This is a genomic window from Agrobacterium sp. 22-210-1, from assembly GCF_053522525.1.
Genome location: NZ_JBNWCI010000004.1, coordinates 264823 through 290182 on the forward strand (window position 1 = coordinate 264823; position 25360 = coordinate 290182).

At 59.4% G+C, this 25360-nt stretch carries 23 protein-coding genes; 21 read left to right on the plus strand and 2 right to left on the minus strand.

The genetic code is table 11. The annotated features are described in order from the left end of the window. Positions 1-41 precede the first annotated feature (41 nt). The 16 genes from sdhC (at position 42) to ACQZ5F_RS23505 (ending at position 17167) form a co-directional block, all read left to right on the plus strand. Entirely contained in the window at positions 42-434 is a 393-nt protein-coding gene (gene sdhC / locus ACQZ5F_RS23430) for a succinate dehydrogenase, cytochrome b556 subunit (RefSeq protein ID WP_046799544.1), read from the plus strand. 11 nt (positions 435-445) lie between these two features. Continuing rightward, positions 446-826, plus strand: a complete 381-nt coding sequence (sdhD, locus tag ACQZ5F_RS23435; RefSeq protein ID WP_046799543.1) for a succinate dehydrogenase, hydrophobic membrane anchor protein — start codon at positions 446-448, stop codon at positions 824-826. Between the two features lie 7 nt (positions 827-833). After that, on the plus strand, positions 834-2675 hold the full coding sequence (gene sdhA, locus ACQZ5F_RS23440) for a succinate dehydrogenase flavoprotein subunit (protein ID WP_052818753.1): 1842 nt from the start codon (positions 834-836) through the stop codon (positions 2673-2675). 15 nt (positions 2676-2690) lie between these two features. After that, positions 2691-3470: a succinate dehydrogenase iron-sulfur subunit gene (locus ACQZ5F_RS23445; RefSeq protein WP_052818754.1), complete on the plus strand. Its 780-nt coding sequence runs from the start codon at positions 2691-2693 to the stop codon at positions 3468-3470. Positions 3471-3675: 205 nt separating this feature from the next. After that, a complete protein-coding gene (locus ACQZ5F_RS23450) occupies positions 3676-4218 on the plus strand; it encodes a protease inhibitor Inh/omp19 family protein (protein WP_052818755.1) in 543 nt (180 codons plus the stop codon). A gap of 93 nt (positions 4219-4311) precedes the next feature. Beyond that, positions 4312-5475, plus strand: coding sequence for a cell division protein ZapE (zapE, locus tag ACQZ5F_RS23455; RefSeq protein ID WP_225338262.1), 1164 nt, complete (start codon positions 4312-4314; stop codon positions 5473-5475). A gap of 178 nt (positions 5476-5653) precedes the next feature. Continuing rightward, positions 5654-6616: a malate dehydrogenase gene (gene mdh, locus ACQZ5F_RS23460; RefSeq protein ID WP_003504984.1), complete on the plus strand. Its 963-nt coding sequence runs from the start codon at positions 5654-5656 to the stop codon at positions 6614-6616. Positions 6617-6648: 32 nt separating this feature from the next. Next, positions 6649-7842: an ADP-forming succinate--CoA ligase subunit beta gene (gene sucC, locus ACQZ5F_RS23465; protein WP_225338263.1), complete on the plus strand. Its 1194-nt coding sequence runs from the start codon at positions 6649-6651 to the stop codon at positions 7840-7842. A 17-nt stretch (positions 7843-7859) separates the two neighbouring features. After that, positions 7860-8762, plus strand: a complete 903-nt coding sequence (gene sucD / locus ACQZ5F_RS23470; RefSeq protein ID WP_046799538.1) for a succinate--CoA ligase subunit alpha — start codon at positions 7860-7862, stop codon at positions 8760-8762. A 178-nt stretch (positions 8763-8940) separates the two neighbouring features. Further along, entirely contained in the window at positions 8941-11937 is a 2997-nt protein-coding gene (locus ACQZ5F_RS23475) for a 2-oxoglutarate dehydrogenase E1 component (RefSeq protein ID WP_046799537.1), read from the plus strand. Positions 11938-11990: 53 nt separating this feature from the next. Continuing rightward, complete coding sequence (odhB, locus tag ACQZ5F_RS23480; protein WP_225338264.1) at positions 11991-13214, plus strand: 2-oxoglutarate dehydrogenase complex dihydrolipoyllysine-residue succinyltransferase; 1224 nt, start codon at positions 11991-11993, stop codon at positions 13212-13214. 69 nt (positions 13215-13283) lie between these two features. Further along, entirely contained in the window at positions 13284-13697 is a 414-nt protein-coding gene (locus ACQZ5F_RS23485) for an MAPEG family protein (RefSeq protein ID WP_052818757.1), read from the plus strand. 13 nt (positions 13698-13710) lie between these two features. Then, positions 13711-14355 (plus strand): LysE family translocator, encoded by a 645-nt coding sequence (locus ACQZ5F_RS23490; RefSeq protein WP_046799534.1) that lies wholly within the window; start codon positions 13711-13713, stop codon positions 14353-14355. A gap of 67 nt (positions 14356-14422) precedes the next feature. After that, entirely contained in the window at positions 14423-15829 is a 1407-nt protein-coding gene (gene lpdA / locus ACQZ5F_RS23495; RefSeq protein ID WP_225338265.1) for a dihydrolipoyl dehydrogenase, read from the plus strand. Positions 15830-15955: 126 nt separating this feature from the next. Further along, entirely contained in the window at positions 15956-16456 is a 501-nt protein-coding gene (locus ACQZ5F_RS23500; RefSeq protein WP_225338266.1) for a cytochrome b, read from the plus strand. Between the two features lie 222 nt (positions 16457-16678). Continuing rightward, positions 16679-17167: a DUF2867 domain-containing protein gene (locus tag ACQZ5F_RS23505; RefSeq protein WP_225338267.1), complete on the plus strand. Its 489-nt coding sequence runs from the start codon at positions 16679-16681 to the stop codon at positions 17165-17167. Here ACQZ5F_RS23505 and ACQZ5F_RS23510 read toward each other — a convergent pair. Together ACQZ5F_RS23510 and ACQZ5F_RS23515 are read right to left on the minus strand one after the other, a co-directional pair. Then, positions 17151-18245 carry a TraB/GumN family protein gene (locus tag ACQZ5F_RS23510; protein ID WP_225338268.1) on the minus strand — a complete coding sequence of 365 codons (1095 nt, stop codon included), beginning with the start codon at positions 18243-18245 and terminating at the stop codon, positions 17151-17153. The two genes, ACQZ5F_RS23505 and ACQZ5F_RS23510, sit on opposite strands and share 17 nt — an antisense overlap. Before the next feature lie 80 nt (positions 18246-18325). Further along, the gene (locus tag ACQZ5F_RS23515; protein ID WP_137085365.1) at positions 18326-19273 is read right to left on the minus strand and encodes a tyrosine recombinase XerC; all 948 of its coding nucleotides are present in this window, start codon (positions 19271-19273) and stop codon (positions 18326-18328) included. Positions 19274-19394: 121 nt separating this feature from the next. On the opposite strand from ACQZ5F_RS23515, the gene ACQZ5F_RS23520 reads away from it, so the two are divergent. The 5 genes from ACQZ5F_RS23520 to ACQZ5F_RS23540 all read left to right on the plus strand — a co-directional run bounded on the left by ACQZ5F_RS23520 (position 19395) and on the right by ACQZ5F_RS23540 (position 25342). Next, positions 19395-21611, plus strand: coding sequence for a primosomal protein N' (locus ACQZ5F_RS23520; protein WP_052818842.1), 2217 nt, complete (start codon positions 19395-19397; stop codon positions 21609-21611). A gap of 80 nt (positions 21612-21691) precedes the next feature. Continuing rightward, the gene (locus ACQZ5F_RS23525) at positions 21692-22078 is read left to right on the plus strand and encodes an AGROH133_08824 family phage infection protein (protein WP_046799530.1); all 387 of its coding nucleotides are present in this window, start codon (positions 21692-21694) and stop codon (positions 22076-22078) included. Between the two features lie 259 nt (positions 22079-22337). Next, a complete protein-coding gene (locus ACQZ5F_RS23530) occupies positions 22338-22904 on the plus strand; it encodes a F0F1 ATP synthase subunit delta (RefSeq protein ID WP_170979849.1) in 567 nt (188 codons plus the stop codon). After that, positions 22904-24433, plus strand: a complete 1530-nt coding sequence (gene atpA, locus ACQZ5F_RS23535) for a F0F1 ATP synthase subunit alpha (RefSeq protein ID WP_046799528.1) — start codon at positions 22904-22906, stop codon at positions 24431-24433. The genes ACQZ5F_RS23530 and atpA overlap by 1 nt, the downstream gene beginning before the upstream one ends. A 30-nt stretch (positions 24434-24463) precedes the next feature. After that, positions 24464-25342: a F0F1 ATP synthase subunit gamma gene (locus ACQZ5F_RS23540; protein WP_046799527.1), complete on the plus strand. Its 879-nt coding sequence runs from the start codon at positions 24464-24466 to the stop codon at positions 25340-25342. Positions 25343-25360 lie beyond the last annotated feature (18 nt).

Here is a 25360-nt window from a genome sequence, read left to right on the forward strand (position 1 = left end):
TCCGGTTTGAAGGGCGCACGGGAAAACGCCGCGAGGTTCTGATGGCGAATCTGACAAATAACCGGCCTCTGTCGCCGCATCTTCAAGTTTACAAGCTGATTCCGACGATGGTCTCATCCATCGTGCACCGCATCACCGGCGGTGCACTTTATTTCGGAACGCTGCTGGTTGCCTGGTGGCTGATCGCGCTTGCTTCCGGCCCGGCCTATTACGACTGGGTCAACTGGGCGATGGGCACGATCATCGGCAGGCTTATCCTGATCGGTTATACATGGGCTCTCGTCCATCACCTGGTGGGTGGTCTTCGTCACTTCATGTGGGATCTGGGATACGGCTTCGAAAAGCATTTTACCACCAAGCTGGCAAAGGCCTCGTGGGTGGTGTCGATCTGTCTGACCGCGCTGATCTGGGTCGTCGCCCTGATCGTGCGCTGAGGAGATTTATCATGGATATGCGTACCCCTCTCGGAAAGGTTCGCGGCCTCGGCTCCGCCAAGGAAGGCACCGACCATTTCTGGCGCCAGCGACTGACGGCGGTTGCCAACGTTCCGCTGCTGATCTTCTTCGTGGTCTTCCTCATCCAGTATGCTGGCGCGCCCTATGCGGAAGTCGTCGCGGCGCTGTCGAACCCGCTTGTTGCCGTTATCATGGGTCTCGTGCTGGTTTCCGGCCTCATCCATATGAAGCTCGGCATGCAGGTCATCATTGAAGACTATATTCACGCCGAGGTTTCGAAGCTCGTTCTTCTGATGCTCAATACGTTTTTCGCGGTTCTCATTGGCGGTCTTTGCATCTTCGCCATTCTGAAAATCGCATTCGCAGGATAATTCCGCCATGGCATCGATCAGTTCACCTTCCCAGAATGGCAAAGCTTACACCTATGTCGATCACTCCTACGACGTGATCGTGGTGGGCGCCGGCGGCGCGGGTCTGCGCGCAACGCTCGGCATGGCGGAACAGGGTTTCCGCACGGCCTGCATCACCAAGGTTTTCCCGACGCGCTCGCACACGGTCGCGGCGCAGGGCGGCATCGCCGCCTCGCTCACCAATATGACGCCTGACTGTTGGCAGTGGCACCTTTACGACACCGTGAAGGGCTCCGACTGGCTGGGCGACGTTGATGCGATGCAATATCTCGCCATGGAAGCGCCGAAGGCTGTCTATGAGCTGGAGCACTACGGCGTGCCCTTCTCGCGCAATGCCGAAGGCAAGATTTACCAGCGCCCGTTCGGCGGTCACATGCAGAATTACGGTGAAGGCCCGCCCGTGCAGCGCACCTGTGCCGCCGCCGACCGCACCGGCCACGCCATTCTGCACACCCTTTATGGCCAGTCGCTGCGCAACAATGCGGAATTCTTCATCGAGTATTTCGCGCTCGACCTCATCATGTCGGAAGACGGTCGTTGCACCGGCGTCGTGGCGTGGAACCTCGATGACGGCACGATCCATCGCTTCTCCGCCAAGATGGTGGTGCTGGCGACCGGCGGTTACGGCCGCGCCTATTTCTCGGCAACGTCTGCCCATACCTGCACCGGCGACGGCGGTGGCATGATCGCCCGTGCCGGCCTGCCGCTTCAGGATATGGAATTCGTGCAGTTCCACCCGACCGGCATTTATGGCGCGGGCTGCCTGATCACCGAAGGCGCACGCGGCGAAGGCGGTTATCTCGTCAACTCCGAAGGCGAACGCTTCATGGAGCGTTATGCGCCGTCCGCGAAGGACCTTGCCTCGCGTGACGTGGTGTCGCGCTGCATGACGATGGAAATCCGTGAAGGCCGAGGCGTCGGCAAGAACAAGGACCACATCTTCCTGCATCTCGATCATCTCGATCCTGCGATCCTGCATGAACGTCTTCCGGGCATTTCCGAAAGCGCCAAGATTTTCGCCGGTGTCGATGTGACGCGCGAACCGATCCCGGTCCTGCCGACCGTTCACTACAATATGGGCGGCATTCCGACCAATTATTGGGGTGAAGTGTTGAATGCCGATGCCAACAACCCGGAACGTATCGCGCCCGGCCTGATGGCTGTCGGCGAAGCCGGTTGCGCCTCGGTTCATGGTGCGAACCGCCTCGGCTCCAACTCGCTGATCGACCTCGTGGTCTTCGGCCGTGCCGCCGCCATTCGCGCCGCACAGGTTATCGACCGCGACGCGGCGGTTCCGGCGCTCGACATTGCTGCCTGCGACAAGATCATGGAACGCTTCGACAGCCTGCGTTTCGCCAATGGCTCGACGCCGACGGCGGTGCTGCGCGACAAGATGCAGCGCGCCATGCAGGACGATGCGGCGGTGTTCCGCACGCAGGAATCGCTGGAAAGCGGATGCCAGCGTCTTTCCGCCATCTGGAAGGAACTGCCTGATGTCAAGGTCACCGACCGTTCGATGGTCTGGAATTCCGATCTGGTCGAGACGCTTGAGTTGCACAATCTGATGGCGAACGCGATCACCACGGTCTATGGCGCGGAAGCGCGCAAGGAAAGCCGCGGTTCGCATGCTCGTGAGGATTTCGTCGATGGTCCATTCGCCGGTCGCGACGATGTGAACTGGCGCAAGCACACGCTTGCCTGGGTCAGCCCCGAAGGCGACGTCAAGCTCGATTATCGCCCGGTTCACACCGACCTGATCGCCGACGGCATCGATCCGAAAAAGATCGAGCCGAAGGCGCGCGTCTACTGATTTGAGGAACTGGATATGGTTGAACTCGCTCTCCCCAAGAATTCCCAGATCAACGAAGGCAAGGTCTGGCCGAAGCCTGACGGTGCCAAGAATGTGCGCGAATACCGCATTTATCGCTGGAACCCGGATGACGGCCAGAACCCGCGCATCGATACCTATTATATCGATGTCGACGATTGCGGACCGATGGTTCTCGATGCGCTTCTCTACATCAAGAACAATATCGACCCGACGCTGACGCTGCGCCGCTCCTGCCGCGAAGGCATTTGCGGTTCCTGCGCCATGAATATCGACGGTACCAACACGCTTGCCTGCACCAAGGGCATGGAAGAGATCAACGGCACGGTGAAGGTTTATCCGCTGCCGCATATGCCCGTGGTGAAGGACCTCGTTCCTGACCTGTCGAACTTCTACGCCCAGCATCGTTCCATCGAGCCCTGGCTGAAGACGGTTTCGCCGACGCCCGCCAAGGAATGGAAACAGAGCCATGAGGACCGCCTGAAGCTGGATGGTCTCTATGAGTGCATTCTGTGCGCCTGCTGCTCGACCTCCTGTCCCAGCTACTGGTGGAATGGCGACCGTTACCTCGGTCCCGCCGTTCTGCTGCAGGCCTATCGCTGGCTGATCGACAGCCGCGATGAGGCAACCGGTGAGCGTCTCGACAATCTCGAGGACCCGTTCCGCCTTTATCGCTGCCACACCATCATGAACTGCGCGCAGGCCTGCCCGAAGGGTCTTAACCCGGCCAAGGCGATCGCGGAAATCAAGAAGATGATGGTCGAACGCCGCGTCTAAAAGCGATTCGCTGGGGACGGCGATTTATCCGGGCCGCGGTCTCCACCGCGGCTCTTTTTTCAACCGGGCCTGGGAATTTTCGGTAAAAATTGACCGAAATGGTAATTATGCCGGCCATCGCTTGCGCAAGGTAAGGCTTTAGTAATAATTCAGCCTTCTTGTTCGATCATGGTCTTTCCGGAAGCGAGAGAATCGGGAGCTTGATATGCAATTCAGATATGTGGTGACGGGCCTTGCGGTTGTAATGAGCCTTGCCGGTTGCCAACGTACCTCCTACGATTACAACAACAACGGCAGCAATAATCCCGGTTATACGCCGCCGCTGCAGGCGCAGCCGGTTCCCTCCGTTCAGTCCGGCGCCCTGCCACCGCCCGGTGGCGCTTCGGGCAGCCAGTTCCCGTCGGCGCCCGCCTCGGCAACGCCTGGCGGCACCGATGTTGCTTCTGCCGCTCCGCCGACGACGGCGCTCGACGTCACCAAGGAATCCATGGTCGGCAACTGGCGCATTTCCAATGGCGGCGCAAATTGCGACATGTTCCTGACGCTCACCAATCTCGGCAGCGGTTCGCGCGGCGGCACACGTGGCTGCTCCGGCGAGCTGACGGCTATGGGTTCCTGGGAAGTGTCCGGCAAGATGGTTCTCTTCAAGAACCGTGCAGGTGACACGATCGGTCGCGTCTACAAGAGCGCCGATGCGCGCTTTGACGGAACGACCAATAGCGGCCAGCCACTCAGCCTCAGCCGATAGAGCATTTCCGGTGTATCCGGATCGCCTTGCCTGTTCTGAGCCATTCCATTCGTCGCGGAAGCCTGTCGGTGTCCGCGACCGGAGCGCTTTTCCATGAAGCCATTGCCCGATTACAATCATAGTGTCGTTGAACAGCTCAACGCATTAACGGCGGCTGGCACCTTGCAGGCGGATGCGGCACAACTCGGTGTAGCAGCCCACCTCGACCGTATCCTTGCCGACCTGAAGGCACGCAAACCCGCCAAGAAAAAAAGCGCGCTCGGCTGGATGTTTGCGCGCAAGGCCGGGCCTGCCGCCGCCGTCAAGGGACTGTATGTCTATGGCAGCGTCGGCCGCGGCAAGACGATGCTTATGGACATGTTCTATGAGATGGCGCCCGTCTCTTCCAAGCGGCGCTGCCATTTTCACGAGTTCATGGCGGACGTGCATAATCGCGTGCATGCGCATCGGCAGAAGCTGAAGAATGGCGAAACCAAACAGGCCGATCCCATTCCGCCCGTCGCGGCCCAGCTGCTGGCGGAAGCGGAACTTCTGTGCTTTGACGAGTTTACTGTCACGGATATTGCCGATGCGATGATCCTTGCCCGGCTGTTCAGCGAGCTCTTCGCCAATGGCTGCACATTGGTGACGACCTCCAACGTCGTGCCCGACAATCTTTACAAGGACGGCCTTAATCGCGGACTGTTCCTGCCCTTCGTCGATCTGCTGAAGAAGTATGTGGATGTGGTGACGTTGGACAGCCCGACCGATTACCGGATGGAAAAGCTGGAAAGCCTGCCGGTCTATGTCACGCCGCTCGACGGTTCGGCGGATCAGGCGATGGATATGGCCTGGCGTCACATGACCGGTGGCCATCTCGTCGCGCCGACGGAAATACCAATGAAGGGCCGCTCCATTCTGGTGCCGCGTGCCAGCGGCCGGGTCGCCCGTTTCTCGTTTTCCGACCTTTGCGAAAAGCCACTCGGGGCTTCCGACTTCCTCGCCATTGCCAATCGGTTCGATACGGTCTTCATCGATCATATCCCGCTGCTCAATGCGGACAAGCGGAACGAGACCAAACGTTTCATCATCCTCATCGATGCGCTTTACGACCACAGTGTCCGGCTTTTTGCTTCCGCCGCAGCTATGCCGGAGGACTTGCTAGGCAAGCGCAAGGGGACGGAGGGTTTCGAGTTCGATCGTACGGCCTCGCGGCTGTTTGAGATGCGCAGTGCGGATTATCTCGCTCTGCATCACGAAAAGCGGCTGAAAGTTTGACATTTTCGTGACGCATTTTCTTACGTTTACGTAAGAAAATAATGATCTAAACGATTGAAAATATTCATCACAAAAGAATCTGTTGCCAATTTTGGCCAATGGGGCTAATCGAAGTGCGACAATTTGGCTGCCGGTTTGGCGCGGTGAAATTGAATTGAAGCTCAAGAGGAAGCATTCGATGGCTCGCAAAAAAATTGCACTTATTGGTTCTGGCATGATCGGCGGTACGCTGGCACATCTCGCCAGCCTGAAGGAACTGGGCGATATCGTCCTCTTCGACATCGCCGACGGCATTCCGCAGGGCAAGGGTCTGGATATTGCCCAGTCCGGCCCGGTTGAAGGTTTCAATGCGAAGCTCACCGGTGCTTCCGATTACGCCGCCATCGAAGGCGCAGACGTCTGCATCGTCACTGCCGGTGTTGCCCGCAAGCCCGGCATGAGCCGCGACGATCTTCTTGGCATCAACCTCAAGGTCATGGAACAGGTCGGCGCCGGCATCAAGAAATATGCCCCGAATGCTTTCGTCATCTGCATCACCAACCCGCTCGACGCCATGGTCTGGGCGCTGCAGAAGTTCTCCGGCCTGCCGAAGAACAAGGTCGTCGGCATGGCCGGCGTTCTCGACAGCGCGCGTTTCCGCCTGTTCCTGGCTGAAGAATTCAACGTTTCGGTTCAGGACGTCACGGCGTTCGTTCTTGGCGGTCATGGCGATACGATGGTGCCGCTGGCACGTTATTCCACCGTTGGCGGCATTCCGCTGACCGATCTCGTCAAGATGGGTTGGCTGACCGCCGAACGCCTTGAGCAGATCATCCAGCGCACCCGCGACGGCGGTGCGGAAATCGTCGGCCTGTTGAAGACGGGCTCGGCCTATTATGCGCCGGCCGCTTCGGCAATCGAAATGGCTGAATCCTACCTCAAGGACAAGAAGCGCGTTCTGCCCGCCGCTGCTCATCTCTCGGGCCAGTATGGCGTTGACGACATGTATGTCGGCGTGCCCACCATCATCGGTGCCGGCGGTATCGAGCGCATCATCGAGATCGAACTGAACAAGGAAGAAGAAGCCGCCTTCCAGAAGTCCGTCGGCGCTGTCGCTGGTCTTTGCGAAGCCTGCGTCAACATCGCTCCGTCGCTGAAGTAATACTCCAAGCGGCTCCAAACAGGGATTATTCCATGAATATTCACGAATATCAGGCCAAGGCTCTTCTGAAGGGCTACGGTGCGCCGGTTGCTGAAGGCGTCGCCATCCTCAAGGTCGAAGAAGCCGAAGCTGCGGCAAAGCAGCTTCCCGGCCCGCTTTACGTCGTCAAGAGCCAGATCCATGCTGGCGGCCGTGGCAAGGGCAAGTTCAAGGAACTCGGCCCCGACGCCAAGGGTGGCGTTCGTCTGGCAAAGTCGATCGCGGAAGTCGTTTCCCACGCCAAGGACATGCTCGGCAACACGCTGGTAACGGCCCAGACGGGCGATGCCGGCAAGCAGGTCAACCGCCTCTATATCGAAGACGGCGCTGACATTGCCCGCGAACTTTATTGCTCGCTGCTGGTTGACCGTTCGGTCGGCCAGGTTGCTTTCGTGGTTTCCACCGAAGGCGGCATGGATATCGAGGCTGTCGCCCACGACACGCCCGAAAAGATCCACACCATCGCCATCAACCCGGAAAAGGGTGTGAGCGACGCTGACGTTGCCGCGATCTCCAAGGCTCTCGAGCTTGAGGGTGCTGCAGCCGAAGACGCAAAGTCGCTGTTCCCGATCCTCTACAAGGCCTTCAACGAGAAGGACATGGCTCTCCTTGAGGTCAACCCGCTGATCGTCATGGAAAATGGCCATCTGCGCGTTCTCGACGCCAAGATGTCCTTCGACGGCAACGCGCTGTTCCGCCATGATGATGTCAAGGCGCTGCGCGACGAGACCGAAGAAGACGCCAAGGAAATCGAAGCCTCGAAGTGGGACCTCGCTTACGTGGCGCTCGACGGCAACATCGGCTGCATGGTCAATGGTGCAGGCCTTGCCATGGCGACGATGGACATCATCAAGCTTTACGGCAAAGAGCCGGCTAACTTCTGCGACGTCGGCGGTGGCGCCGGCAAGGAGAAGGTTGCGGCAGCATTCAAGATCATCACGGCTGACCCGAAGGTCGAGGGCATCCTCGTCAACATCTTCGGCGGCATCATGAAGTGCGACGTCATCGCCGAAGGCGTGATTGCCGCGGTGAAGGAAGTCGGTTTGCAGGTTCCGCTCGTTGTTCGCCTCGAAGGCACCAACGTCGAACTTGGCAAGAAGCTCCTGAACGAATCTGGCCTTGCGATTACGGCTGCTGACGATCTGGACGACGCAGCCAAGAAGATCGTCGCGGCGATCAACGGCTAATTGAGGGACCGGAAATAATGTCTATTCTCGTTAATAAAGACACGAAGATCCTTGTTCAGGGTCTGACCGGCAAGACCGGTACCTTCCACACCGAACAGGCGCTTGCCTATTACGGCACGCAGATGGTCGGCGGTATTCACCCGAAGAAGGGTGGCGAAACCTGGACCGGATCGAAGGGCGAAAGCCTGCCGATCTTCGCAACGGTTGCCGAAGCCAAGGAAAAGACCGGTGCAGACGCATCTGTGATCTACGTTCCGCCGGCAGGTGCCGCTGACGCCATCATCGAAGCCATCGAGGCCGAGATTCCGTTCATCACCTGCATCACCGAAGGTATTCCGGTTATGGACATGGTGCGCGTCAAGGCCCGCCTCGACCGTTCGAAGTCGCGCCTGCTCGGTCCGAACTGCCCCGGCATCATGACGCCGGAAGAATGCAAGATCGGCATCATGCCGGGCTCCATCTTCCGCAAGGGTTCGGTCGGTATCGTTTCCCGTTCGGGCACGCTCACCTATGAAGCCGTGTTCCAGACTTCCAACGAAGGCCTCGGCCAGACGACGGCTGTCGGCATCGGCGGCGACCCGGTCAAGGGCACCGAGTTCATCGACATCCTGGAAATGTTCCTCGCCGACGAAGCCACGCAGTCGATCATCATGATCGGCGAAATCGGCGGCTCGGCTGAAGAAGATGCGGCGCAGTTCCTGATCGACGAAGCCAAGAAGGGCCGCAAGAAGCCGATGGCCGGCTTCATCGCGGGCCGTACGGCTCCGAAGGGCCGCACCATGGGCCACGCTGGCGCTGTCGTTTCCGGCGGCAAGGGCGATGCAGAGTCCAAGATCGCCGCCATGGAAGCAGCCGGCATCAAGGTATCGCCTTCCCCGGCGCGCCTCGGCAAGACGCTGGTTGAAGTCCTCAAGGGCTGAGACCACATGAGACCGGTAACGGGCGGTGCGGCTTCAACGCTGCGCTGCCCGATGCCGCAAAGACGATAGACAGAACAGCATACCGCCCCGGCGGCAGACAGCAGTAATCAAAGCGGCAGGCCGGTGAAACGGCCGTAACGGCATCGAGGAGGCGGACGGACAAGTCCGCAGGAACACAATGGCAAGGCAAGAAGCGAACGAGCAGTTTCAGATCACGTCGTTTCTGGACGGCGCGAATGCAGCCTATATCGAGCAGCTCTATGCCCGGTACGAAGAGGATCCCTCTTCCGTGTCGCCGGAGTGGCAGAGCTTCTTCAAGGCGTTGTCCGACAATCCGGAAGACGTGAAGAAGGCCGCACAAGGCGCCTCCTGGAAGCGCGCCAACTGGCCGATCCCGGCAAATGGTGAACTGGTATCCGCACTCGACGGCAACTGGGCCACGGTCGAGAAGGCCATCGAGAAGAAGGTTCAGGCAAAGGCAGAGACGAAGAGCGCCGCTACCGGCAAGCCCGTCAGCGAAGCGGAAGTGCTGCAAGCGACCCGTGACAGCGTTCGCGCCATCATGATGATCCGCGCCTACCGTATGCGCGGCCACCTGCATGCCAAGCTCGATCCGCTCGGCATCGCCAGCGCCGTCGAAGATTACAACGAGCTTTCGCCGAAGTCCTACGGCTTTGAGGAAAGCGATTACGATCGCAAGATTTTCATCGATAACGTGCTCGGCCTCGAATATGCGAGTGTGCGCGAGATGGTCGAGATTCTCGAGCGTACCTATTGCTCAACGCTCGGCGTTGAATTCATGCACATGTCCAACCCGGAAGAAAAGGGCTGGATTCAGGAGCGCATCGAAGGCCCGGACAAGGGTGTGGACTTCACGCCCGAGGGCAAGAAGGCCATTCTGTCCAAGCTGGTCGAAGCCGAAGGTTACGAACAGTTCCTCGACGTGCGTTTCAAGGGCACCAAGCGTTTCGGCCTCGATGGCGGTGAATCGCTGATCCCGGCGCTGGAACAGATCATCAAGCGCGGCGGTCAGGAAGGCCTGGAAGAGGTCGTTCTCGGCATGGCCCACCGTGGCCGCCTGAACGTTCTGACCAACGTCATGGGCAAGCCGCACCGCGCCGTGTTCCACGAGTTCAAGGGCGGTTCGTTCAAGCCTGACGATGTCGAGGGTTCGGGCGACGTGAAGTACCATCTCGGTGCCTCCTCCGACCGCGAATTCGACGGCAACAAGGTTCACCTGTCGCTGACTGCCAACCCGTCGCACCTTGAAATCGTCAACCCCGTTGTCATGGGCAAGGCGCGCGCCAAGCAGGACCAACTGGCCAAGCAGTGGGACGGCGACATCATTCCGCTTTCCGAACGCGCCAAGGTGCTGCCGCTGCTTCTACATGGTGATGCCGCTTTTGCCGGTCAGGGCGTGGTTGCTGAAATTCTTGGCCTGTCCGGCCTGCGCGGTCATCGCGTTGCCGGCACCATGCATTTCATCATCAACAACCAGATCGGTTTCACGACGAACCCGGCCTTCTCGCGCTCGTCGCCTTATCCGTCCGACGTCGCCAAGATGATTGAAGCGCCGATCTTCCACGTCAACGGTGACGATCCGGAAGCTGTTGTCTATGCGGCCAAGGTTGCGACCGAATATCGCATGAAGTTCCACAAGCCTGTCGTCATCGACATGTTCTGTTACCGCCGCTTCGGCCATAACGAAGGCGATGAGCCGGCGTTCACGCAGCCGAAGATGTACAAGGTCATCCGTGGCCACAAGACCGTCGCCCGCATCTATGCCGACCGCCTGATTGCGGAAGGCCTGATCACCGAAGGTGATTTCGAGAAGGTCAAGGCCGATTGGCGCGCCCATCTCGAGCAGGAATTCGAGGCAGGCCAGTCCTACAAGCCGAACAAGGCTGACTGGCTGGATGGTCAGTGGTCGGGCCTGCGCGCTGCCGACAATGCCGATGAGCAGCGTCGTGGCAAGACCGGCGTGCCGATGAAGCAGCTGAAGGAAATCGGCAAGAAGCTGTCGACCATTCCTGAAGGTTTCACCGCGCATCGCACGATCCAGCGTTTCATGGAAAACCGCTCGCAGATGATCGAGACGGGTGAAGGCATCGACTGGGCGATGGCGGAAGCGCTTGCTTTCGGTTCGCTCGTCGTTGACGGTCACAAGATCCGCCTTTCCGGCCAGGATTGTGAACGCGGCACCTTCTCGCAGCGCCATTCGGTTCTTTACGATCAGGAAACCGAAGAGCGTTACATCCCGCTCGCCAATCTCGCCCCGACGCAGGCCCGTTACGAAGTCATCAACTCGATGCTTTCGGAAGAAGCCGTTCTCGGCTTCGAATATGGCTACTCGCTCGCCCGCCCAAATGCGCTGACGCTTTGGGAAGCACAGTTCGGTGACTTCGCCAACGGCGCGCAGGTCGTGTTCGACCAGTTCATCTCGTCTGGCGAGCGCAAGTGGCTGCGTATGTCCGGTCTCGTCTGCCTTCTGCCGCATGGTTATGAAGGTCAGGGTCCGGAACATTCGTCTGCCCGTCTGGAGCGCTGGTTGCAGATGTGTGCGGAAGACAACATGCAGGTCGCCAACGTGACGACACCTGCCAACTACTTCCACATCCTGCGCCGCCAGATGAAGCGTGACTTCCGCAAGCCGCTGATCCTGATGACGCCGAAGTCCTTGCTGCGTCACAAGCGCGCCACCTCGTCGCTGGCGGAGCTTGCCGGCGAGTCCTCCTTCCACCGTCTCCTGTGGGACGATGCGGAGGTCATCAAGGATGGTCCGATCAAGCTGCAGAAGGATTCGAAGATCCGCCGTGTCGTCATTTGCACGGGCAAGGTCTATTACGATCTTCTCGAAGAGCGTGAAAAGCGCGGTATCGACGACATCTACCTGCTGCGCGTCGAACAGCTTTATCCGTTCCCGGCAAAGGCGCTCATCAACGAGCTTTCCCGTTTCCGCCACGCGGAAATGGTCTGGTGCCAGGAAGAGCCGAAGAACATGGGTTCGTGGTCGTTCATCGATCCTTACCTGGAATGGGTTCTGGCGCATATCGACGCCAAGTACCAGAAGGTCCGTTACACGGGCCGTCCGGCTGCCGCCTCTCCGGCGACCGGCCTGATGTCCAAGCACCTGGCGCAGCTTGCTGCGTTCCTGGAAGACGCGCTGGGAGAGTGAGAACTCTCCCGCATCGCCCCGCAAAAAAGACACCTGAATAACGGAACTAGATCATGGCCACTGAAATCCGCGTACCAACCCTCGGCGAATCCGTCAGCGAAGCGACCGTCGGCACCTGGTTCAAGAAGGTCGGCGATACCGTCAAGGCCGACGAACCTCTCGTTGAACTGGAAACCGACAAGGTTACCGTCGAAGTCCCGGCGCCCGCTTCCGGCGTGCTGACCGAAATCGTTGCACAGAACGGCGAGACTGTCGGTCTCGACGCGCTTCTCGGCCAGATCGCCGAAGGTGCTGCCGGCGCTGCGACCTCAGCACCGGCTGCAAAGCCCGCTGCCGCACCGGCACCCGCAGCAACCGCTGCTGCGCCCGCCGCCAGCGGCATGCCGCCGGCACCTGCCGCCGGCAAGCTGCTTGCTGAAAACAACCTGTCTGCCGATCAGGTCGATGGTTCCGGCAAGCGTGGCCAGGTTCTGAAGGGCGACGTTCTCGCCGCTGTCGCCAAGGGCGTTTCGGCGCCTGCCGCCGCGCCGGCTCCGGTTGCTGCTGCTCCCCGTCCGGTTTCCGCCGAGCAGGATCAGGTTCGCGAAGAGCGCGTGAAGATGACCCGCCTGCGCCAGACCATCGCCCGCCGCCTGAAGGACGCACAGAACACCGCCGCCATGCTGACCACCTATAACGAGGTGGACATGAGCGCGGTCATGGACCTGCGCAACCGTTACAAGGACGTGTTCGAGAAGAAGCATGGCGTCAAGCTCGGCTTCATGGGCTTCTTCACCAAGGCCGTGACCCACGCGCTGAAGGAACTGCCGGCTGTTAACGCTGAAATCGACGGCACGGACATCATCTACAAGAACTATTGTCACGTCGGCATGGCTGTTGGCACCGACAAGGGTCTCGTCGTTCCTGTCATTCGCGATGCCGACCAGCTCTCCATCGCCGGCGTCGAAAAGGAACTCGGTCGCCTCGCCAAGGCAGCGCGCGACGGTTCGCTCGGCATGGCCGACATGCAGGGCGGCACCTTCACCATCACCAATGGCGGTGTCTACGGCTCGCTGATGTCTTCGCCGATCCTCAATGCGCCGCAGTCTGGCATTCTCGGCATGCACAAGATCCAGGAGCGTCCGGTCGCCATCGGCGGTCAGGTTGTCATCCGCCCGATGATGTATCTTGCGCTCTCCTACGATCACCGTATCGTTGACGGCAAGGAAGCCGTGACCTTCCTCGTTCGCGTCAAGGAAAGCCTGGAAGATCCGGAACGTCTGGTTCTCGATCTCTAATCGGTCTTGCTTTTCCTTTCAGCGGGATTTCAACTGAGGTCCCGCTGAAATCGCATCAGGAGAGCGAAAGTGCAGCCGACATTTCTTGCCGCTTCCCCCTTTTTACCGTTGATCGGTCTCAGCGTCCTGTTGCTTGTGGTGCATGTAATGCTGCAAGCCATGACGGCGACGCGGGAACTGGGGCTGGACTGGAATGCCGGCCCGCGGGATGCGGAGAAGAAACCGGAAGGCAGGCTTACCGGCCGTGCAGCCCGCGCGTCTGAAAATTTCCGGGAGACCTATCCCGCTTTCATAGCACTCGCCTTCGGCGTCATCATGGCCGGCGATCCATCCGGACTGGCACTGACCGGCGCGTGGATATGGCTGATCTGCCGGGTGATTTACATACCGCTTTATCTGGCCGGCGTGCCTTATATCCGCTCACTGGTCTGGCTCGGCTCCATGCTCGGCCTCGCGCTGATGCTTTTCGTGTTGATGTTCTAGAGGCTTGTTTCAGATGCATCAGTATTTGATCGAACTTGCATCCCTGATGGCGATCTTCGCTTTCGCGATCGTGTCCCCCGGCGCCGATCTGGCAATGGTCATGCGCCAGGCCATGGTGCATGGGCGCAGGCAGGCCATCATCACCAGCTTCGGTGTCGGCACATCGCTGATGTTCCACGTTACCTATACGATCCTCGGGCTTGGTCTCATCATTTCCCAGTCGATCTATCTCTTCAACATCGTCAAGTGGCTTGGTGTCGCCTATCTTATCTATATCGGCATCAAGGCGCTGCGCGCCGGTAAGACGGAATTACCGTCGGCTGAAGGCGAGGGTGGTGTTCAGGTCAAAAGCAGCCAGACGGCACTCAAGGCCTTCACGCTCGGTTTCGCCGCCAATGCGCTCAATCCCAAGCCGGTGTTTTTCTTCCTGTCGATCTTTTCGACGGTGGTTCATGCCCATACGCCGGTCGCCATCAAATTCGGATACGGTCTCGTCATGGCGAGCTGCCTTATCCTGTGGTTCGTCGGCGTCAGCCTGTTCATGACGACGCCGCGCATGCGCGCTGCATTTCAGCGCGCCAGCCAATGGATAGACCGCACCAGCGGCGTGGTCTTCATTGCACTCGGTATAAAACTCGCAACGGAAAAAGCGGCCTGAGTTTCAGGTCAAACGCAAGCAGGGCAATGATCCGGTATCTTGCCCGACATCAATCAGGAAAACGAACATGGCATATGATGTAGTTGTAATCGGCACGGGCCCCGGCGGTTATGTTTGCGCGGTCAAGGCGGCACAGCTGGGCCTGAAGGTCGCTGTCATCGAGAAGCGTGCGACCTATGGCGGCACCTGCCTGAATGTCGGCTGCATTCCCTCCAAGGCGCTGCTGCACGCGTCCGAAACATTTGCGCATGTTGCCCATGGCGTCGATTCGCTCGGTATCGAAGTCGCCGCGCCGAAACTGAACCTCGAGAAGATGATGGGCCACAAGGACGGCGTGGTGAAGGCCAATGTCGATGGCGTCGCCTTCCTGTTCAAGAAGAACAAGATCGATGCCTTCCAGGGCACTGGCAAGGTCGTTTCCGCCGGCAAAGTTTCCGTCACCAACGACAAGGGTGAAGTTCAGGAAATCGAAGCCAAGAACATCGTCATCGCCACCGGTTCGGATGTTGCGGGCATTCCGGGCGTTCAGGTCGATATCGATGAAAGCGTCATCGTCTCCTCCACTGGCGCGATCGCTCTCTCCAAGGTTCCGGAAAAGCTCATCGTTGTTGGCGGCGGCGTTATCGGCCTCGAGCTCGGTTCGGTCTGGTCGCGTCTCGGCGCGAAGGTCACCGTTGTCGAATATCTTGACAATATTCTCGGTGGCATGGATGGCGAAGTTTCCAAGCAGGCGCAGCGTCTGCTGGCCAAGCAGGGCCTCGATTTCAAGCTCGGCGCCAAGGTGACGGCCGTTGAAAAGACCGCTGCCGGTGCAAAGGTCGTGTTCGAGCCGGTCAAGGGCGGCGCTGCCGAAACGCTGGAAGCGAATGTCGTGCTGATTTCCACCGGTCGCAAGCCCTACACCGAAGGTCTTGGCCTTGCGGAAGCAGGCGTGGTGCTGGACAGCCGTGGCCGCGTCGAAATCGACGGCCACTACAAGACTAATGTCGACGGTATCTATGCGATCGGTGACGTGGTGAAAGGCCCGATGCTGGCGCACAAGGCGGAAGACGAGGGTGTTGCGCTTGCGGAAATCCTCGCTGGCCAGCGTGGACACGTGAACTACGACGTCATTCCGGCCGTCGTCTATACGCAGCCGGAAATCGCTTCCGTCGGCAAGACCGAGGAAGAACTGAAGGCTGCTGGCGTTGCCTACAAGGTCGGCAAGTTTCCCTTCACCGCCAATGGCCGCGCCCGCGCCATGCAGGTGACGGATGGTTTCGTGAAGATCCTTGCCGACAAGGAAACCGACCGGGTTCTCGGCGGCCACATCGTCGGCTTCGGCGCTGGCGAAATGATCCACGAGATTACTGTGCTGATGGAGTTCGGCGGTTCTTCGGAAGATCTCGGCCGCACCTGCCACGCGCATCCGACCATGTCGGAAGCCGTGAAGGAAGCAGCACTTGCGACGTTCTTCAAGCCGATCCACATGTGATCGGCGTTTGAGCCTGACGCTCAAATATTAAATTTCAGTCATCTGCTGAACCCCGGCTTGCCATGCAGGCCGGGGTTTTTCATACTGCGCCATAGCCTGTCTAACCTTTTGATAAAAGGCAATAAAATGGCGTATTCCAGTCAAGTTTCCTTCTCCGTTCCGCAACGTGTCATCCATTGGGCGATGGCGCTTCTGATCTTCTTCAACCTGCTGTTTCCCGATGCCATGGCCCATGCCTATCGGCTGATGCGGCGGGGTGAAACATTGACGCCGGAGCAGATTTCTTCGGCCAATATTCACGCTTATGTCGGTTTTGCCGTGCTGCTGCTTGCGGTTCTACGCCTCTGTCTACGCTTCTTTCAGGGTGTGCCGCCGCATCCCGCCGAGGAGCCTCGACCATTCCAGATCGCCGCCAAAGTGGTACATTTCACCTTTTATGCCCTGTTCTTTGTGCTGCCCCTGTCCGGTATCGCTGCCTATTACTTTGGTGCCCAGCCGGCGGGGCAGTTACATTCCGGCCCCTTCAAAGCGCTGATGTGGGTGTTGATCGTCGGCCATGTTGCAGCTGTCCTGGTTCACCAGTTCTATTGGCGCACCAATGTCCTGAAACGGATGACGCACGGCTAGAGCGGGATGGCGAAAAGTGTAAGCGGTTTTCGCCTGAAATTCCGCTCTAACTTTATGATTTAGATCATGATGATTTTAGGTCGATCCGACCTAAAATCATCATGATCTAGGACACACGTCGTACTTTTGCCGGAAATGCCAAGCGGCGGTTTGTCGCGTTTTCTGTCCGGCTGAAAAGGAAGATGATGAGCCTCGCCGCATCGCGCGGTTGGGGGTTCAGGGATGCCGGATAGCGAAGACATATTGCCGGGCGCTGACTGGCGGGATTGTTTTGAGGGCGAGATGGTGACGCCGGAATCATCATCGCTGGATGTGAGCAGGCTTCTTCTCGATCATCCCCCGGCATGGATCACCAGCCTGATGGCGCTTCGAAACGGCGTCGTCTCGCTTTTCGGCTTGAAAACGGTCGAACTGGCGGCGGGCACTTCGGCGGGCGGTTTTCCGGTTCTGTCATCCACGCCGCAGCGGACAATTCTCGGCTTCGATGACCACCATCTCGATTTCCGGATCGTTGTCGATCTCGAAGGGAGCCCTAACTGCCGGTTGGTGAATGTCACCACCATCGTCAGGCGCAAGAACGCCTTCGGGCGGCTTTACATTTTCGTGGTCGGACCGTTTCATCGGCGCATCGTGCCAGCGACGATGCGCCCGTTTTGCACCAACGTTCGGCCCGTCAAGATTAGGGAGGAGACGGTCAGTCGACCCGCGTGAGCGTAAAGCCCTTTGCGCGCAGCAATTGGATCACGCCTTCTTCACCCGGCAGGTGCAACGCGCCGACGGCCATGAAGACATTGCCTTTGGCAAGCTCGGGGGTCGCCCGATCCGCCATGACGTGATTGCGATCGGTGATGATGCGTTGCTCGAAGGCGGCATAACCCTGATCGCCCTCTGCCGGTTTTTTGGTGTCGAGGCTTTTCAGCATGGGCATGGTCATGCCGATATCACCAGCGACATAGAGATCGGTCATGGTGGTCATGATGTCGTCCATGCGATCGCCGAGTTCCAATGTTTCGATCAAAGCCTGCAGATGAAATTCCATCGGCAGTTCTGACATGGCCGTCAACTGCTCGACCATCGTTTCCAGACCGACGAGACGTTTTCCGTCCGCGAGCGCATCTTCGGCCAGTTTTTTGTCGAGAAAGGAGAGGCCGGTTGCCTTGCGGGCGAACTCGCAGGCCGGAAGGGCGACGAAGCTTGACAGCATCCACGGCTTCATGCGCGAAACGGCATTCAGCGGAATGCCACGCTCCTTGAGACCCTTTTCCAGGCGCGTGACATTTTCGGGTGACAAAATGTCGGTGATCGACTTGCCATCCAGAAACATGGTGAGTTCGGGTTTGCTCAGCAGCGAGGTCGCGACCTTCTTGTCGTCGACGATTTCGTCCGATTCCACGATGACGGTCGCGGATTTTTCGAAGGCAGGTGTCGCGGCGGCAGGCATTCCTAGGACGCGTGGGTCGGTGACATGCATCGTACCGAGAAGATAGGACGGTTCCGTTCCGGCCTTTTCGATGCGCCAGAAATTGCCCTTGCCATTGGGGATCGCGGCCGCTTCCTGTTCGATCTTCGCGAAGGCCTGCGGATCGGTCTTGCGCATGTCCACGAGAATATCGCTGCCGGTGCAAGTGATCTGTTGCTCCGCGGCTTCCGCTTCACCCAGTGAAAGCAACGTCATGAGCAGGATGGCGATGGCCGTGACATGCAGGGCCGCCAGCAGCCAAAGCAGGGCGTCGCCGGTTTTGCCCATCAGGGTGGCGGTGAAGTTTTGTGGCTTTATCAGGCTGTGCATGGGTCCAATCCGGTTCTTGTTTGCTTATAGAACGGCGGTTTGGATGTCTGGTTAATGATTGTGGTTAACCATTTCCTGCTTCATGCACGCGGGTGGGCGTTGTCGTAGATTTCCAGCAATCTTGCGGTATCGACGCCGGTATAGACCTGGGTAGTGGACAGGCTGGCATGGCCCAGCAGTTCCTGAATGGTGCGCAGATCGCCGCCGCCGGCCAAAAGGTGTGTGGCGAAGGAATGGCGCAGCGCATGCGGCGTGGCGTTTTCCGGCAGGCCGAAAGCGCCTCTCAGCTTCTGCATTTCCCGCTGGATGATGGCAGGCTGGAGTTTTCCGCCGCGTGCGCCAAGGAACATCGGTTCATTCGCCGCCAGAGCATAGGGGCAAAGCTTCTTGTAGGCGTCGACCGCTTCCGTCACAACCGCCAGCAGCGGCACGATACGGGTCTTGTTGCCCTTGCCGGTGATGCGCAGGCTGCGGGCACCGGGCGGGATATCGGCCGGCGTCAGACCGAGCGCTTCGGAAATACGAAGGCCGCAGCCATAAAGCAGCGAGAGGACCGCTGCATTGCGGGCGGCGATCCATGGTTCCTCGTTCAACTGCGCCTCGGCCGTGGTGATTTTCAACGCCTGCCGGTCGGTTAGTGGTTTCGGCAGGGATTTCGGCTGTTTTGGCGCGCGCATGGCGGTGGCGCCGGCCGCATTGACGAGGCCCTTTTTTTGCAGGTGGTGAAGAAGGGAGCGCAGTCCCGCCAGATGCCGGCCGAGTGAACGCGCACCAACACCTTCCTTGCGCCGGTTGGCCAGAAAGGCGCGAAGATCGACCGGGCGCAGATCGGCTATATCGGCAATGGCGGCGGGCTTGCCGATGTAACCTGTAAGGAACGTCAGGAACTGGCGGGTGTCGCGCTCATAGGCCTCGACGGTATTGTCCGAAAGACGGCGTTCGCCGGCAAGGGCGGTAAGCCAGGACTGGCGTTCGTTCAACAGATCCGGTTCGGCAAATGTCAGGATTTCAGTCACGCAGCGCTCCATTCCGTGTCTTGACGCTATGCTCTTATGGTCAGCATTTGGTTAAGAGATGGACTTTGCAAAGCCCGCCCACTACATGCGAGCGGTTTCCTTTTTCATTTCGCCGGGGCATGGTCGCCACATCATGGCAAAAGATTCGTCCGATCTGTTTGGGGCTCTGTTCGACCCGCCGTCGCCCACGCGCACGGTGCCCGTTCTCGTGCCCATGCCGGCGCCCGGGCCTTATAGTTATGCCGTGCCGGAAGATATGGTGGTAGAGACGGGCTCTGTCGTGCAGGTGCCGCTCGGCCCGCGGCAGGTCTTTGGCGTGGTGTGGGACGATGCCGGAGAGAAGGGCGTCGATCCGAAGAAATTGCGGCCCATCACCAAGAGTTTCGAGTGCCCGCCGCTGAAGGCGGAGATGCGCCGCTTCGTTGACTGGGTCGCCGCCTATACGCTTTCGCCGCCCGGTCTCGTGGCGCGCATGGCGCTTCGAGCGCCCGCCGCCTTCGATCCAGAACCGATGATCGAGGGCCTCCGGCTGACCGAAGGCCGGCCGGAGCGCCTTACCCCCGCCCGCGAACGGGTGATGGAACTGGCGGCGGAAGGGCATGGCTGGACGAAGAGCGGGCTTGCCCATGCCGCCGGCGTTTCCACCAGCGTTGTCGATGGCCTCGTCAAGCAGGGCGTATTCGAGACGGTTTTTCTGCCGGCGCCGCCTGTTGTGGCCGAGCCTGATCCTGACTATGCCGAGCCGCGACTGGAAGGCCCGCAGAAACAGGCGGCATCGGAAATCCTCGAGGACGTGCGCAAAGGCGGTTTTCATGTCTCGCTGATCGACGGCGTGACCGGCTCCGGCAAGACGGAGGTCTATTTCGAGGCGGTAGCCGAGACGCTCCGGCAAGGCAGGCAGGTGCTGATCCTGCTGCCCGAAATTGCCCTGACGGCCGCGTTTCTGGAGCGTTTTCAGGATCGTTTCGGCGCGAAACCGGCGGAATGGCATTCGGACCTGTCGCCGCGCATGCGTGAAAAGGTCTGGCGGCAGGCGGTGACGGGCGAAGTGAAGGTGGTGGCTGGCGCACGCTCGGCGCTTTTCCTGCCCTTCGACAATCTCGGTCTCATCATTGTCGATGAAGAGCACGACCCGGCCTACAAGCAGGAAGACCGTGTCTTTTATAATGCCCGTGACATGGCCGTTGTCCGGGCGCGAATAGCAGAATTTCCTGTCGTGCTGGTGTCGGCCACGCCATCGGTGGAAAGCCAGGTCAATGGCAGTTCGGGGCGTTACAACACAATCCACCTGCACACGCGGTTCGGCGATGCGGCGATGCCCGATCTGCATCTTGTCGATATGCGCCGTCATCCGCCGGAGAGGGGAGGGTTTCTCTCACCCGTCCTGCTGCGCGGCATCGGCAAGACCATCGAGAAGGGTGAGCAGGCGCTGCTTTTCCTCAATCGCCGCGGTTATGCGCCGCTGACGCTCTGCCGGGTTTGCGGCCACCGTTTCCAGTGCCCGCAATGTTCCAGCTGGCTGGTGGAGCACCGGTTCCGCAATCAATTGCAGTGCCACCAGTGCGGCCACAGTGAGCCGACGCCCGATCATTGCCCGGAATGCGGCACCTTCGATCACCTGGTGGCGTGCGGGCCGGGTGTGGAGCGCATTGCCGAGGAGGTGGAGAAACATTTCCCCGAAGCCCGCACCATCGTGCTCTCCTCCGATCTCATGGGTGTCAAGCGCCTGCGGCTGGAGCTGGAGGCGATCGTCAAGGGTGAGGCGGATATCGTCATCGGCACGCAGCTCGTCGCCAAGGGGCATAATTTTCCCCTGATGACGCTTGTCGGCATCGTTGATGCCGATCTCGGCCTTGCCAATGGCGATCCGCGTGCGGCGGAGCGAACGTTCCAGCTGCTCTCGCAGGTGACGGGCCGCGCCGGGCGCACAGGCTTGAAGAGCCATGGTCTCCTGCAAACCTACCAGCCGCAGCATCCGGTCATGCAGGCAATCGTTTCGGGGGATGCCTCGGCCTTTTACGAAAGAGAGATCGTCGAGCGGGAAAAGGCCGTTCTGCCGCCCTTCGGTCGCCTTGCCTCGATCATCGTTTCCGCCGATACGCGCGCGGAAGCGGAAACCCATGCGCGAGGTTTAAGGGCCGCCGCCCCGCAGGTTACGGGCATCATGCTGCTCGGCCCGGCGGAAGCGCCGCTTGCCCTGATCCGCGGCCGTCATCGTTTCCGTCTCCTGGTGCATGGGCGACGCAATTCCGACATGCAGTCTTTTCTCCGGACGCTGCTGGCCAACGGACCCAAGGAACGGGGCAGCGTGCATGTGCAGCTCGACATCGATCCGCAAAGTTTCCTTTGAACTTTGCCAATCAAGGCGTTTTCCCGCTGTCATGACCGTGTCATAACGCAGCAGGCGAAAAGAATGATTTGGGGAACGAGATGGAGTTTTATTTTCCTGCCGAATTCGGCGAGCAGCTGGCCTTCGGTGCGGCGGCGGTGTCGGCCGTGATCGGCCTTTTTTTTATGTTCGCGCCCGGTATTACGCTGCGCGCTTTCGGTCTGCAGCCGGCTGGTGAGCGTAGGGACGGCTACGCGCTCGTGCGTTCATCGCTTGCCGGGTTCTATCTTGGTCTTGGCGCCGCCGCCCTGCTTCTGGCGCAGCCCATGGTCTATCTCGCTTTCGGCGCGGCTTTCGGTCTCAGCGTGTTCGGCGGCATTCTCTCCATTCTCTCGGATGGAGGCGCAACCATGCGGAATTTCATACTCCTGGTTGTACACTTTCTGCTGTCCGCACTGTCGTTGAGCTACGTCTTCGGGCTCGTCTGAGGCAGGCTTTTGGGCTTTTGTGCCGCACCAAACCCGCATCCTGGGCGAAAACGGAAAATTTAAACGCATTCCCCCTTGCCCAAACGGCGCTTTCCGCTATTACGCGTGTTGCGAGTCCCGGCGTCCTATGCTAGACGGACCGCGAAATTGGGAAAAGGCGGGGGAATTCCGGTCTTTTTCGGGGAAATTGAAACGATTTCAAGAATTTGATGCGGTGGAGCCCCATCGCTGACAATCTTGGATGATTAGCAGGGAAAAAGTGCCCGTGGCAGACACCTCCCAGGGAACATCCGGTGTAGCGGAAAGGTATGCGTCGTCGCTTTTCGAGCTTGCTTTGGAAGCGGGTGCGGTTGAAGCGGTTGGAGCCGATCTGGACAAGTTCGGCGCACTTCTCGACGAAAGCGACGATTTGAAGCGTCTGGTTGCGAGCCCGGTGTTTTCCGCCGAGGATCAGTTCAAGGCAATCACCGCGATCTGCGAGAAGGCCGGCATTGCCGGTCTTGCTGTTAATTTCCTCAAGGTCGTTGCCAATAACCGCCGTCTCTTTGCCGTTCCCGGCATGATCCGCGCCTACCGCACCATTGCCGCCGCCCACCGCGGCGAAATCACCGCCGAGGTCACCTCGGCACATGCGCTCGACGAGGCGCAGGAAACTGAACTGAAAGCGGCGCTGAAGAGCGTTACCGGCAAGGATGTGACGATTTCCGTTACCGTCGATCCGTCGATCCTCGGCGGCCTGATCGTCAAGGTCGGTTCCCGCCAGATCGATACGTCTCTTCGCACCAAACTTTCCACCCTTAAGCTTGCACTGAAAGAGGTTGGCTGATGGATATCCGCGCCGCGGAAATTTCCGCAATTCTGAAAGATCAAATCAAAAATTTCGGCAACGAGGCGGAAGTCTCGGAAGTCGGGCAGGTGCTTTCCGTCGGTGACGGTATCGCCCGCGTTTATGGCCTCGACAATGTTCAGGCCGGCGAAATGGTCGAGTTCCCCGGCGGCATCCGCGGCATGGCGCTCAACCTTGAAGCCGACAATGTCGGTGTGGTTATCTTCGGTTCGGACCGTGACATCAAGGAAGGCGACACCGTAAAGCGGACTGGCGCTATCGTTGACGTTCCCGTCGGCCCGGAACTGCTCGGCCGCGTCGTTGACGCGCTCGGCAACCCGATCGACGGCAAGGGCCCGATCAATGCCGCCAAGCGTTCGCGCGTTGACGTCAAGGCTCCCGGCATCATTCCGCGCAAGTCGGTTCATGAGCCGATGTCGACCGGCCTCAAGGCCATCGACGCCCTCATCCCGGTTGGCCGCGGCCAGCGCGAGCTCGTCATCGGCGACCGCCAGACCGGCAAGACCGCCATCATTCTCGACACGATCCTGAATCAGAAGGCCATTCACGACAATGGTCCTGACGGCGACAAGCTTTATTGCGTCTACGTCGCTATCGGTCAGAAGCGTTCGACCGTTGCCCAGTTCGTGAAGGTTCTGGAAGAGCGCGGCGCGCTGCAGTATTCGATCATCGTTGCTGCAACGGCTTCCGATCCGGCTCCGATGCAGTACCTCGCACCGTTTGCCGGTTGCGCCATGGGCGAATATTTCCGTGACAACGGCAAGCACGCTCTCATCGGCTACGACGACCTTTCCAAGCAGGCTGTTGCCTATCGTCAGATGTCGCTTCTGCTGCGCCGTCCTCCGGGCCGCGAAGCTTATCCGGGCGACGTTTTCTACCTCCACTCCCGTCTTCTCGAGCGCGCTGCAAAGCTCTCCGACGAAATGGGCGCTGGTTCGCTGACGGCTCTGCCCGTTATCGAAACCCAGGGTAACGACGTTTCTGCCTTCATTCCGACCAACGTGATCTCGATCACCGACGGCCAGATCTTCCTTGAAACCGACCTGTTCTATCAGGGTATCCGCCCGGCTGTTAACGTCGGTCTGTCGGTTTCGCGCGTTGGCTCCGCCGCTCAGATCAAGGCGATGAAGCAGGTTGCCGGTTCGATCAAGGGTGAGCTTGCCCAGTATCGCGAAATGGCTGCCTTTGCGCAGTTCGGTTCGGATCTCGATGCTTCCACGCAGCGCCTGCTCAACCGCGGCGCCCGCCTGACAGAGCTTCTGAAGCAGCCGCAGTTCTCGCCGCTCAAGACGGAAGAACAGGTTGCGGTGATCTTCGCCGGTGTCAACGGCTACCTCGACAAGATTCCGGTCGCACAGGTCGGCAAGTTCGAGCAGGGTTTCCTCTCCTACCTCCGTTCGGAAGGCAAGGCGATCCTCGACACCATCCGCACGGAAAAGGCTATCAGCGACGATACCAAGGGCAAGCTCAAGGGCGCTCTTGATAACTTCGCCAAGTCTTTCTCGTAATCAGGGCTCTTTTACTCGGACGGATAACGGATGCCTTCACTAAAGGATCTGAAAAACCGCATTGCCTCCGTGAAGGCGACGCAGAAGATTACCAAGGCGATGAAAATGGTCGCCGCGGCGAAGCTTCGGCGCGCCCAGGAAGCTGCGGAGGCCGCCCGGCCTTACTCTCAGCGCATGAGCGCCGTTCTCGCCAACATCGCCAATGCGGTCGAGGCGGACGTTGCTCCGGCACTGATGACCGGCACCGGCAAGGACGACGTGCATCTGCTCGTCGTCTGCACGGCCGAACGTGGTCTTTGCGGCGGTTTCAACTCGCAAATTTCCCGTTTTGCCCGCGATCAGGCCCGCAAGCTGATTTCGGAAGGCAAGACGGTCAAGATCATCACGGTCGGCAAGAAGGGTTATGACAGCCTTCGCCGCGAATTTGCAGCGAACATCATCGAGCGCATCGAACTGCGCGAAGTGAAGAAGGTCGGTTTTGAAAATGCCGACCAGATCGCCAAGAAGGTGATCTCGCTCTTCAACGCCGGTGAGTTTGATGTCTGCACGCTGATCTATTCGGAATTCAAGTCCGTCATCAGCCAGATCCCGACCGGCCTGCAGCTCATTCCGGCCGCAACGCCTGTTGTGGAAGAGGATGCCGCGACGCAGAACGCCGTCTACGAATATGAGCCGGATGCGGCTTCTATTCTGGAAGACCTTATTCCGCGCAACATTTCGGTTCAGGTTTTCCGAGCTCTGCTCGAAAACGTTGCCGGTGAAATGGGCGCCAAGATGAGCGCGATGGATAATGCAACGCGCAATGCCGGTGAGATGATCAACAAGCTGACGCTTTCCTACAACCGTCAGCGTCAGGCTCAGATCACCAAGGAACTCATTGAAATCATTTCGGGCGCGGAAGCGCTCTGAGGTAAGGAAAGAGGGTAA

What these genes read in the sequence shown, in the direction of transcription:
- sdhC (WP_046799544.1), top strand. Translation starts at nt 42, where the DNA reads ATGGCGAATCTGACAAATAACCGGCCTCTGTCGCCGCATCTTCAAGTT.
- sdhD (WP_046799543.1), top strand. Translation starts at nt 446, where the DNA reads ATGGATATGCGTACCCCTCTCGGAAAGGTTCGCGGCCTCGGCTCCGCC.
- sdhA (WP_052818753.1), top strand. Translation starts at nt 834, where the DNA reads ATGGCATCGATCAGTTCACCTTCCCAGAATGGCAAAGCTTACACCTAT.
- ACQZ5F_RS23445 (WP_052818754.1), top strand. Translation starts at nt 2,691, where the DNA reads ATGGTTGAACTCGCTCTCCCCAAGAATTCCCAGATCAACGAAGGCAAG.
- ACQZ5F_RS23450 (WP_052818755.1), top strand. Translation starts at nt 3,676, where the DNA reads ATGCAATTCAGATATGTGGTGACGGGCCTTGCGGTTGTAATGAGCCTT.
- zapE (WP_225338262.1), top strand. Translation starts at nt 4,312, where the DNA reads ATGAAGCCATTGCCCGATTACAATCATAGTGTCGTTGAACAGCTCAAC.
- mdh (WP_003504984.1), top strand. Translation starts at nt 5,654, where the DNA reads ATGGCTCGCAAAAAAATTGCACTTATTGGTTCTGGCATGATCGGCGGT.
- sucC (WP_225338263.1), top strand. Translation starts at nt 6,649, where the DNA reads ATGAATATTCACGAATATCAGGCCAAGGCTCTTCTGAAGGGCTACGGT.
- sucD (WP_046799538.1), top strand. Translation starts at nt 7,860, where the DNA reads ATGTCTATTCTCGTTAATAAAGACACGAAGATCCTTGTTCAGGGTCTG.
- ACQZ5F_RS23475 (WP_046799537.1), top strand. Translation starts at nt 8,941, where the DNA reads ATGGCAAGGCAAGAAGCGAACGAGCAGTTTCAGATCACGTCGTTTCTG.
- odhB (WP_225338264.1), top strand. Translation starts at nt 11,991, where the DNA reads ATGGCCACTGAAATCCGCGTACCAACCCTCGGCGAATCCGTCAGCGAA.
- ACQZ5F_RS23490 (WP_046799534.1), top strand. Translation starts at nt 13,711, where the DNA reads ATGCATCAGTATTTGATCGAACTTGCATCCCTGATGGCGATCTTCGCT.
- lpdA (WP_225338265.1), top strand. Translation starts at nt 14,423, where the DNA reads ATGGCATATGATGTAGTTGTAATCGGCACGGGCCCCGGCGGTTATGTT.
- ACQZ5F_RS23500 (WP_225338266.1), top strand. Translation starts at nt 15,956, where the DNA reads ATGGCGTATTCCAGTCAAGTTTCCTTCTCCGTTCCGCAACGTGTCATC.
- ACQZ5F_RS23505 (WP_225338267.1), top strand. Translation starts at nt 16,679, where the DNA reads ATGCCGGATAGCGAAGACATATTGCCGGGCGCTGACTGGCGGGATTGT.
- ACQZ5F_RS23510 (WP_225338268.1), bottom strand. Translation starts at nt 18,245, where the DNA reads ATGCACAGCCTGATAAAGCCACAAAACTTCACCGCCACCCTGATGGGC.
- ACQZ5F_RS23515 (WP_137085365.1), bottom strand. Translation starts at nt 19,273, where the DNA reads ATGGAGCGCTGCGTGACTGAAATCCTGACATTTGCCGAACCGGATCTG.
- ACQZ5F_RS23520 (WP_052818842.1), top strand. Translation starts at nt 19,395, where the DNA reads ATGGCAAAAGATTCGTCCGATCTGTTTGGGGCTCTGTTCGACCCGCCG.
- ACQZ5F_RS23525 (WP_046799530.1), top strand. Translation starts at nt 21,692, where the DNA reads ATGGAGTTTTATTTTCCTGCCGAATTCGGCGAGCAGCTGGCCTTCGGT.
- atpA (WP_046799528.1), top strand. Translation starts at nt 22,904, where the DNA reads ATGGATATCCGCGCCGCGGAAATTTCCGCAATTCTGAAAGATCAAATC.
- ACQZ5F_RS23540 (WP_046799527.1), top strand. Translation starts at nt 24,464, where the DNA reads ATGCCTTCACTAAAGGATCTGAAAAACCGCATTGCCTCCGTGAAGGCG.